Below are 10000 nucleotides of genomic sequence, written 5' to 3'. Positions count from 1 at the left end.
TGATTCCAGAGCAATTTCACCAAGTGTGGCAAAAAGGAATCGATACCAACGATTACTATTTGAAATTATGTGGTTCTGGTGGTGGTGGTTATATTTTAGGATTTACACAAGACTTAGATAAAGCAAAAGAATCTTTAAAAGACTATAAATTAGAAGTAGTTTATAATTTTTAAAATAGGCAAAAGAGATTAGGCAAAAGGGATTAGGTTTGAATATAAAATTCAGCATTACTACCCTTAACCCTTCACCCATTACCTTTAACCTAAAAGAAATGCTTACCCGTAAATCCAAATTAGTCCTTACTAAAATCTTCAGCTTCTTTTCTGTGATTAGAGGATACAATATTTGGGTGGTCGCATTAGCGCAATATCTCTCTGCGATATTCATTTTAGCTCCCGAGAAACGAGCTTTGGATATTATTTTGGATTGGCGTTTGTTTTTGATTGTTGTTGCTTCTACATTAACGATTGCTTCGGGTTATATCATTAATAATTTTTACGATGCGAAAAAGGATTTAATCAATCGTCCTAAAAAAGCCATGATTGACCGTTTGGTGAGTCAAGAAACCAAGCTAAAAGTCTATTTTGGAATTAATTTCATAGTTGCTTTGTTGATGTTTTTAATTTCGTGGCGTGCGGTTTTATTCTTTTCGACCTATATTTTTCTGATTTGGTTTTATTCCCATAAGTTGAAAAAGATGTTTTTAATTGGAAATATCACGGCTGCTGTTTTAGCGGTATTGCCTTTCTTCGGGATTTTGATGTATTACAAGAATTTTTATCATGTCATTTTTGCTCATGCGACTTTCTTATTGTTGCTGATTTTAATCCGAGAATTAATTAAAGATTTAGAAAATATCGAAGGTGATTTAGTGGCCGATTACAAAACGATTCCAGTAGTTTTTGGTGAAAAAATGGCCAAATCTATTATTTCGGTTTTAACGATTTCTACTTTAATTCCAGTTTATTTTTTAATTGAAGTTTATGATGTAGGTTACATGGATATTTACTTCTATTTAAGTTTGATTGGGTTGTTGTTTTTTGCTTTACTTTTATGGAAAGCAACTTCTAAGACGGAATATCTAAAACTTCATTTTTTATTGAAATTTATTATTGTTTCAGGTGTTTTTTGTATTGTTTTAATCGAACCATCGGTTTTAATTCACGGCAAAAAATTGATTTCCATATATTAGTTATATCTTTGCACAAATTGTTTATAATATGTCACGTCATCAAGATAATGATAAAAGTCGTCCAGGTTCAGGAAGACAAGGAGGTTACAAAAAGGATAGTAATTCAAGAGGAAATGCGCCAATTCGTAAAGCGCCTTCAAAGTTTAAAACCAAACCAGAAGCGGCTAAAGAAGCGCCTAAAGCTCCAAAATCTCCAAAAAAACCATCTAATCCAGATGAAATTCGTCTAAACCGTTACATTTCTAATTCGGGAATGTGTAGCCGTAGAGATGCGGATATTTACATTCAAAGTGGAAATGTAAAAGTAAACGGTGAAGTAATCACTGAAATGGGTTACAAAGTAAAATTAACCGATTCAGTTCAGTTTGATGGTGTAAATATCACGCCAGAAAAGAAAGAGTATGTCTTATTAAATAAACCAAAAAATTTCTCTACAGCAGGAGATGATTCGCCAGGTTCAGCTAACGTTTTAGATTTAGTTCGTGGTGCTTCAAAATCTAATCTTATGCCTGTTGGAAGAATGGATAAAACCACAACGGGTTTGTTGTTGTTTACCAATGATACCGAAATGATTCAGAAATTTACGGTTCCAAATCAACGTTCTTCGAAAGTATATCAAGTAACTTTAGATAAGAATTTGAAATTTGAAGACTTAGAGAAAATTCAAAAAGGATTAATGATTGACGAACACAAAGTATATGTGGAAGAAATCACTTACATCGAAGATCAACCAAAAAGTGAAATTGGTTTAAAAATGAAAACTTCAAACGTAAAAATCGTTCGTAGAATTTTCGAACATTTAAAATACGATGTTTTAAAAGTGGACCGTGTAACTTTTGCAGGTTTAACTAAGAAAAATTTACCAAGAGGCGATTGGAGATTCTTAACCGAACAAGAAATAATCAACCTTAAAAATGCTTAAACGTTTTTTTTGAAATACACAGGCACATTGATTTTTCTTTGTGCCTTTTTTATTTAGTAATCTTTGCGAGAAACTTTGCGCTCTTTGTGTTTAAATTTAAACTTTATGCCAAATCAACTACAACAAATCGCCATTAAATGGTTCGATGCTTTCAATACGAAAAACTTAGAGAAATTATTAGAATTATACGACGACGAAGCCCAACATTTCAGTCCGAAATTAAAAATTCGTCAACCCGAAACCAATGGTTTAATTATCGGAAAAGATGCGATGCGCGTTTGGTGGCAAGATGCTTTTGATAGATTACCAACATTATATTACAAAGTAACCTCATTAACCGCTAATACCGACAGAGTTTTTATGGAATATACTCGTCAAGTAGCTGGCGAAGCCGATATGTTAGTAGCCGAAGTTTTAGAAATTAAAGACGGAAAGATTGTGTTTTCTAGGGTGTATCATGGGTAAATGATTACCCCTCAAAAACATAATCCGCATACACCTGCTCAATTTCGGTAAACACATCCAATAACTGATTGATACCATCTGTGGTAACCAATTTTTGTTTGTATTCTTTAAAACCGTGAATTCCTTTGAAATAATTGGTATAATGACGACGCATTTCGTTGATACCTAAACGTTCGCCTTTCCATTCGATACTCCAAATTAAGTGGTTTTTTGCAGCTTCAATTCGATCGTTCATGCTGGGTGGTGCTAATTTTTCACCTGTGGCGAAATAATGTTTAATTTCATTAAAAATCCAAGGATAACCAATCGCAGCACGACCAATCATCATACCGTCTAAACCATATTTGTTTTTGTATTCCAATGCTTTTTCAGGAGAATCGATATCGCCATTCCCAAAAATCGGCATCGTAATTCTTGGATTATTTTTTACACGTTCAATATGACTCCAATCGGAATGTCCTTTGTACATCTGTGCTCGCGTTCTGGCATGAACTGTTAAGGCTTGCACACCAATATCTTGCAAACGTTCCGCAACTTCATCAATATTGATAGAACTTTCGTCCCAACCCAAACGCGTTTTTACGGTAACTGGCAAACTCGTTCCTTTGATAACCGCTTTTGTTAAACGTACCATCAAATCCACATCTTTCAAAACGCCAGCACCAGCTCCTTTACAAACTACTTTTTTTACTGGACAACCAAAATTGATATCTACCAAATCAGGTTGAACAGCATCGACTATTCTCGATGACATTTCCATAGCTTCTTCATCACCACCAAAAATTTGAATTCCAACAGGACGTTCGTAATCGAAAATATCTAATTTTTGTTTACTTTTCATAGCGTCACGAATCAATCCTTCCGAAGAAATAAATTCAGAATACATCAAATCAGCGCCATGTAATTTGCATAAACGACGAAATGGTGGGTCGCTCACGTCTTCCATTGGGGCTAATAATAAAGGAAAATCGGGTAGTATGATGTTACCAATTTTAGGCATGGTGCTTCAATTTTTTGCAAAGATAGGAATTTTTTAAATCGAATGGGTTTCTAAAGATTCTCAGGTTTAAAATCCAAAACTTTAGCTTATATTTGCAGATTAAACGAACAAGAGTTTGGAAGATGAAAATGGCTCTTGTACCTGAACTTTACATTGAAAGATGAAACACATTAGAAATTTCTGCATTATTGCACACATTGACCACGGAAAAAGTACGTTGGCAGACCGTTTATTAGGTGCTACGCAAACCGTTACGGCTCGTGAAGAAAAAGCTCAGTTACTTGATAACATGGACTTAGAGCGCGAACGTGGTATTACCATAAAAAGTCACGCCATTCAAATGGAGTACAAATACAAAGGAGAAGATTATATTTTAAATCTAATCGACACTCCTGGTCACGTGGATTTCTCGTATGAGGTTTCTCGTTCGATTGCCGCTTGTGAAGGTGCTTTGTTGATTGTAGATGCAGCACAAAGTATTCAGGCACAAACGATTTCGAATTTATATTTGGCGTTAGAAAACGACTTGGAAATTATTCCAGTTTTAAATAAAGTGGATTTACCAAGTGCAAATCCTGAAGAAGTTAGCGATGATATTATCGATTTATTAGGATGTAAATTAGAGGATATTATTCATGCTTCTGGAAAAACAGGTTTTGGTGTTGAAAATATTTTGGCAGCTATTATTGAGAAAATTCCAGCTCCAAAAGGAGATAAAGATGAACCGCTTCAGGCATTAATTTTCGATTCACATTACAATCCTTTTAGAGGAATTGAAGTTATTTTCCGTGTTCTTAACGGAGAAATCAAAAAAGGTCAGAAGATTAAATTCATGGCTACCGGAAACGAATATTATGCAGACGAAGTTGGAACATTGAAATTAAATCAAGTTCCAAAGAGCGTAATTTCAACAGGTGATGTTGGTTACTTAGTTTCTGGAATTAAAGAAGCAAAAGAAGTAAAAGTAGGAGATACGATTACTGATGCAAAAGAACCTACAACAAATGCCATTCAAGGATTTGAAGATGTAAAACCAATGGTTTTCGCTGGAATTTATCCGGTAGATACAGAAGATTATGAAGATTTACGTGCTTCGATGGAGAAACTTCAGTTGAATGATGCTTCGTTAGTATTTGCTGCTGAGAGTTCGGCTGCTTTAGGATTTGGTTTCCGTTGTGGATTCTTAGGAATGTTACACATGGAAATTATCCAAGAACGTTTAGAACGTGAGTTCGACATGACGGTTATTACAACGGTTCCTAACGTTTCGTATCATGCGTACACTAAAAAAGAACCGGATACGATCTTAATTGTAAACAATCCATCCGATTTACCAGAACCTTCAAAATTAGATAGAGTAGAAGAGCCATATATCAAAGCTACGATTATCACAAAATCAGATTTCGTAGGAAACGTAATGAGTTTGTGTATCGAAAAACGTGGTTTAATTACAAATCAAACGTATTTAACTACTGAGCGTGTTGAATTAAATTTCGATATGCCATTAGCGGAAATCGTATTCGATTTTTACGATAGATTAAAAACCGTTTCTAAAGGATATGCTTCTTTTGATTACCATCCAATAGGAATGCGTGAATCCAAATTAGTTCGTTTAGACGTATTATTAAATGCACAACCGGTGGATGCACTTTCGGCTTTAATTCACGAAAGTAATGCGTACAATATTGGTAAAAAAATGTGTGAGAAGCTAAAAGAATTAATCCCAAGACAACAGTTTGATATTCCAATTCAGGCTGCAATTGGTGCTAAAGTTATTGCTCGTGAAACTATTAAAGCTTTGAGAAAAGACGTAACAGCGAAATGTTATGGTGGAGATATCTCTCGTAAACGTAAACTTTTAGAAAAACAGAAAAAAGGTAAAAAACGTATGCGTCAAGTTGGAAACGTAGAAATTCCTCAAGAAGCGTTTATGGCTGTTTTAAAACTAAACGATTAGATAAAAATCAAATAATTAACAAAAAGTTTGAATATTTTTTAATATTCAAACTTTTTTGCATTTAATAATGGTTGGTTTTTCTTTTTTAGTTATATTTATGTCAATGATTTAAACCCCATAAATCTTGAGAAACTTATTTTTTATATTCGCCTTTTTATATTCAACTTGTTTGTTTTCACAAGGGATAACAGTTGATAATACTACAAATTCACCCGCACAATTAGTTGATTTGTTGTTAGGAAATTCTTGTGTTCAAGTTTCAAATATTTCGGTTTCTTCCACCCAAGCGGTTGCCTATTTTAATCAAAATGGTTCTAGTTTTCCTATTTCGGAAGGAATAATTATTAGAAATGGTGTGGCGACTTTTACACAGGGTCAATATTCTGGTGCTAATTTGAGTAGTTCTGTAACAAACTCAGGAGATGCTTTCTTACAAAATTTAAGTGATACTAACGGTGGAACAAGTCCAATTGTGAATGCCGAATTTTTAGAGTTTGATTTTATTCCGCTTTCGAATAGTTTTAGCTTTAATTTCTTATTCGCTTCAAACGAATATGGTTTCTATCAATGCGAATTCAGTGATGTTTTTGCTTTTGTTTTAACCGATTTGTCTTCTGGAGTTTCAACAAACCTTGCTGTAATTCCGGGTACAAGTACACCAGTTTCGGTAACTACAATCAGAAATAGTATTTACAACGATCCTTCGAGTCCAAATAATAGTTGCGCTTCAGTAAATCCAACTTTTTTTGGAACATATAATGTTGGGAATCCAACTTCAGCATTAAATATGAGAGGGCAAACAGTGGTTATGAATGCCTCGTCAGGCGTAGTTCCTAATACACCATATAGAATACGTTTGGTGATTGGTGATTATGCTAATTCAGGTTTTGATTCAGCAGTTTTTATAGCTGCAGGAAGTTTTACTACGACTTTAGATTTGGGTTTAGATCAGATTATTTGTTCGGGAGATGAAGTTGTTTTGAATACCAATTTAGATAATACTTTTACTTATACTTGGTATGAAAATGGAAATCCTATTCCAGGGGAAACAAATTCTACTTATACAGTAACTCATGCCGGAACATATACAGTTGAAGCAGTTAGAGGAACTTGTGTAATTACAGATACAATCGTCTTTACAGATTTGGTTGTAACAAGTCCGTCTGACTTGCTTACATGTAATACAGGAGCGGCAACATATAATTTTAATCTTGCTTCAAATAATGAATCTACTTTAGGAATTGATACCACTATTTACGATGTTTTTTACTATGAAACACCTGCCGATATTGTTGCTAATAATCCAATTCCTAGTGCGAATTTGACTTCTTACCCAAGTGCAGGTGCTCAAACAATTTACATTAAAATATTTAATACGGTTTCAGGTAATTTCTGTGATGCGGAATATTCTTTTGATTTGATTGTTAACAATGCAGCGGTTGCAACTGCACCTAGCCCAATTTCAGTTTGTGAAGGGCAGGGAAGTACTAATTACACTTTTACTGCTACAACTACAAATGAGGTTTTAAATGGACAATCGCCAGCTAATTATACAGTTACTTATTATAATTCAGTTGGAGAGGCGGCTTCTGGATCAAATCCAGTAACGTCTATTACAATTCCAAACGGTACTACTACAGTTACTGTCGGAATCCGAGTTCAAGATAATTCAAATCCAAATTGTTTTGATGTTACTTCAGTTGTTATTACAGTTAATCCGTTACCATTAGTAGATGATATTCCAGATCCAATTGAATGTAGTCAATTTACCTTGCCAACAATTGTTAATGGAACTTATTATCTTTTGCCAGGTGGTCCAACTACTCCTGGTCAAGTGCAATTTAATATCGGAGATATTTTAGTGGATGGTGGAACGTATTACATTTTTGCTGGACCAGATGCAAATGGCTGTACTAATGAATCTAGTTTTAATTTAACGCTGATCGACGAGTATGTTCCGCAATTAGATCATTGTGGAAGATTCGTGGTGCCAACTCCTCCTGAGAACATTGGAAATTTTTATACGCAGCCAGGAGGTCCTACAGGTACTGGTGTTATTGTTCCAGCTGGAACAGAATATTTGAATACAACAACAGCAACTATAACAGAAACTTTGTATTATTATGCAGAGGTTAATGGGGTGTTTTGTAGAGATGAGCAATTTATTTTCTTTATACATCCAGTGCCATTGGTAGATGATCCTGCAGATGTTACGACATGTGATTTTTATGTTTTGCCACCATTAACTAATGGAAATTATAACACAGATCCAAATGGAGGAGGAACGGCTTTGAATGCAGGAGATGTTATTAGTGTTGCTGGGCCCAACTTCCCAGGAACCTACTATGTAGTTAATTCTTTAGCGCACACAACAAGTCAAGGTTTGCCAGGAACTTGTATTGAGTCGAATGATATTGTGATTAATCTAGTAGATACTACATTATTTTCTACGGTTTATGCGTGTTCTCAACAAGGATATGTTCTGCCTCCAGTTACATTTGGGGGCTATTTTACAGGTACTAATGGGTCAGGTGTCTCGGTAGATCCTAACATTCCAATAACATCAAACCAAGTGGTTTATTATTTTACAAATACATCTGTTTTGCCCAATTGTACTAGCAATTTAAGCTATAATATTGTTATTCATCCCACGCCATTAGTTGACGATATTCCTGATGGACCTCGATGTGGAGAATTTGTTCTACCTGTTTTGTCAAATGGAACTTATTACACATTGTCAGGTGGTCCCACAGCATTTGGACAGCAACAATTATTTGCTGGTGATATTATAGATTTATCCGGCACTCATTTAAACCCTGGAACTTATTATGTTTATAATGAACAAACATTTAATAATCCAGATGGTTCAGTTACATTATGTTCTAATGAAGATTCTTTTACCATAAGTATTAATGCATTCCCTGCTGCAGATAATGTATTCAGTAGAACAGAATGTTTGCCTTATTCTATACCAACACCAGTAAATGGGACTATTTATACATTGCCTGGTGGGCCAAGTGGAGGAGGAACTATTGTTTCTTCAACCCAAGTTTTTGATGCTACCCAAACCTTTTATTTGTATAATATTGATACAGCGACTAATTGTGAAATCAATCGTCCTTTCACGATTACTTATAATGGGATTAATTTACCTGATTATCTTGATGAGCTACATTGCGAGTTTGAAAATTATCAATTGCCAGCATTAACACATGTGGCGCCGACACCGTTCAATTATACCATTGGTTATTTTTATGACCCAAATGGAGTAAATCCTGTGCCACCAGGGACTATTTTTAATACACCAAATACAACTACAACAATTTATGTGTACGCTGTAAATGGAGATAGAATTATCTGTACACAAGAAGATAGTTTTAATGTTGTTATTTCTGAAACGCCAAATTTAGCTACTTTAGGATTGGTTTTCGATAATGAAGAATGCGGAACTTATGTGTTGCCAACGTTGCCAACAACAGCGTATAACATTGGTTATTATTCACAATCGGGAGGTAATCCAGCAGATTTAATTACAAATTTGAATATCACAACTCCTGGAACTTATACGTATTACGTGTACGCTTCAGCAATTGGAAACCCAAATTGCAACGACGAAATTTCGTTCACATTCACAGTTCATCCTCTTTTGGATATAACAATTCAAGGTGGAATTATCTGTGTGGATTCTCAGACAGGTGATGTGTTACGAACCTTTACTATGGATTCTGGTTTAAATCCAGCATTTTTTACTGTAAATTGGTATTTGAATGGAACTTTAATGGGAACCGGTCCAAGTTATACCGCTTCGCAAGCAGGAGTTTATACGGTTGAATTTATTAAACTAACACCTGATGTAGGAGCTAATTGTAATTACAACACAACTACGGTAACTATTGTACAATCGAGTCCGGCTGTAGCTGATTTTACGGTAAGTACTCCGTTTGAAAACAATACTTTCATTACAGTGAATTTAACAGATGGATTCGGAGATTATTTGTATCAATTGGTTTATCCAGATGGAAGTGTTACCGAATATCAATCAAGTAACGTATTTACCAATTTACCAACAGGGGAATACTACGTAAATATTTATGATATTTTAGGAGGATGTAATCCAACAATTGTAGGTCCAATTTATATTATTAATTATCCTAATTATTTTACACCAAATGCAGATGGAGTTAACGATAATTGGAACATTTGGGATTTAAGTCATCAGCCTGATGCGGTAATTAATATTTTTGATCGTTATGGTAAATTCTTGAAACAAATGTCGCCTGCTAGTTCAGGTTGGGATGGAATTTATAATGGTGAAAAACTGCCTTCTACAGATTATTGGTTTACGGTGGAATATTTGCCTCAGAATGGAACGACTAAACAAATTTTTAAAGCTCATTTTTCTTTAAAACGATAATTTATTAACATTAACAATTGACTCATTTCCTTTTTGTGAAAGTTGAAGTA

6 protein-coding genes and 1 pseudogene are annotated in these 10000 nt (G+C 34.6%); 6 read left to right on the top strand and 1 reads right to left on the bottom strand.

All coding sequences use genetic code 11. The annotated features are described in order from the left end of the window. The 4 genes and pseudogenes from LDL23_RS00595 to LDL23_RS00580 form a co-directional block, all read left to right on the top strand. Positions 1–173 (top strand): annotated as a pseudogene (locus LDL23_RS00595) (mevalonate kinase); the annotation flags it as partial. Positions 174–271: 98 nt separating this feature from the next. Continuing rightward, on the top strand, positions 272–1192 hold the full coding sequence (locus tag LDL23_RS00590; protein ID WP_291263970.1) for a geranylgeranylglycerol-phosphate geranylgeranyltransferase: 921 nt from the start codon (positions 272–274) through the stop codon (positions 1190–1192). A 28-nt stretch (positions 1193–1220) separates the two neighbouring features. After that, entirely contained in the window at positions 1221–2114 is an 894-nt protein-coding gene (locus tag LDL23_RS00585) for a pseudouridine synthase (protein WP_291263969.1), read from the top strand. 105 nt (positions 2115–2219) lie between these two features. Beyond that, positions 2220–2579, top strand: coding sequence for a nuclear transport factor 2 family protein (locus LDL23_RS00580; protein WP_291263968.1), 360 nt, complete (start codon positions 2220–2222; stop codon positions 2577–2579). Between the two features lie 4 nt (positions 2580–2583). Here the strand turns inward: LDL23_RS00580 and dusB are convergent, their stop codons facing one another. Then, entirely contained in the window at positions 2584–3579 is a 996-nt protein-coding gene (dusB, locus tag LDL23_RS00575) for a tRNA dihydrouridine synthase DusB (RefSeq protein ID WP_291263967.1), read from the bottom strand. A gap of 160 nt (positions 3580–3739) precedes the next feature. Between dusB and lepA the strand changes: the two genes are divergently transcribed. Both lepA and LDL23_RS00565 read left to right on the top strand, forming a co-directional pair. Continuing rightward, positions 3740–5536, top strand: a complete 1797-nt coding sequence (gene lepA, locus LDL23_RS00570; protein ID WP_291263966.1) for a translation elongation factor 4 — start codon at positions 3740–3742, stop codon at positions 5534–5536. A 124-nt stretch (positions 5537–5660) separates the two neighbouring features. Further along, positions 5661–9950 (top strand): T9SS type B sorting domain-containing protein, encoded by a 4290-nt coding sequence (locus tag LDL23_RS00565; RefSeq protein WP_291263965.1) that lies wholly within the window; start codon positions 5661–5663, stop codon positions 9948–9950. Positions 9951–10000: the final 50 nt, after the last annotated feature.

It is taken from the genome of Flavobacterium sp., from assembly GCF_020217025.1.
GTDB lineage: Bacteria > Bacteroidota > Bacteroidia > Flavobacteriales > Flavobacteriaceae > Flavobacterium.
Note: the sequence above shows the minus strand (reverse complement) of the source record. Positions and strands in the feature narration are given on the sequence as shown.

What these genes read in the sequence shown, in the direction of transcription:
- LDL23_RS00590 (WP_291263970.1), top strand. Translation starts at nt 272, where the DNA reads ATGCTTACCCGTAAATCCAAATTAGTCCTTACTAAAATCTTCAGCTTC.
- LDL23_RS00585 (WP_291263969.1), top strand. Translation starts at nt 1,221, where the DNA reads ATGTCACGTCATCAAGATAATGATAAAAGTCGTCCAGGTTCAGGAAGA.
- LDL23_RS00580 (WP_291263968.1), top strand. Translation starts at nt 2,220, where the DNA reads ATGCCAAATCAACTACAACAAATCGCCATTAAATGGTTCGATGCTTTC.
- dusB (WP_291263967.1), bottom strand. Translation starts at nt 3,579, where the DNA reads ATGCCTAAAATTGGTAACATCATACTACCCGATTTTCCTTTATTATTA.
- lepA (WP_291263966.1), top strand. Translation starts at nt 3,740, where the DNA reads ATGAAACACATTAGAAATTTCTGCATTATTGCACACATTGACCACGGA.